The organism is Jeotgalibacillus salarius (assembly GCF_004405125.1).
Lineage (GTDB): Bacteria > Bacillota > Bacilli > Bacillales > Jeotgalibacillaceae > Jeotgalibacillus > Jeotgalibacillus salarius.
Genome location: NZ_SORX01000026.1, coordinates 1 through 655, shown reverse-complemented (window position 1 = coordinate 655; position 655 = coordinate 1). Strand labels below are relative to the sequence as shown.

1 rRNA gene is annotated in these 655 nt (G+C 53.6%); it reads right to left on the bottom strand.

The features are described from left to right. Positions 1 to 655, bottom strand: a 23S ribosomal RNA gene (locus tag E2626_RS17025); the annotation flags it as partial.

The following is a 655-nucleotide window of genomic DNA, read 5'->3' as shown; positions in this document are numbered from 1 at the left end:
ACGGGTGAGGGTTAGAAGTTCAACACAGCGGGGGTAGTATCCCACCAATGCCTCCACCGAAGCTGGCGCTCCGGTTTCCAAGGCTCCTACCTATCCTGTACAAGCTGTGCCAAAATTCAATATCAGGCTGCAGTAAAGCTCCACGGGGTCTTTCCGTCCTGTCGCGGGTAACCTGCATCTTCACAGGTACTATAATTTCACCGAGTCTCTCGTTGAGACAGTGCCCAGATCGTTGCACCTTTCGTGCGGGTCGGAACTTACCCGACAAGGAATTTCGCTACCTTAGGACCGTTATAGTTACGGCCGCCGTTTACTGGGGCTTCAATTCGCACCTTCGCTTGCGCTAAGCACTCCTCTTAACCTTCCAGCACCGGGCAGGTGTCAGCCCCTATACTTCACCTTACGGTTTCGCAGAGACCTGTGTTTTTGCTAAACAGTCGCCTGGGCCTATTCACTGCGGCTCTCTCGGGCTTGCACCCTAATAGAGCACCCCTTCTCCCGAAGTTACGGGGTCATTTTGCCGAGTTCCTTAACGAGAGTTCACTCGCTCACCTTAGGATTCTCTCCTCGCCTACCTGTGTCGGTTTGCGGTACGGGCACCTTGCATCTCGCTAGAGGCTTTTCTTGGCAGTGTGGAATCAAAGACTTCGGTACT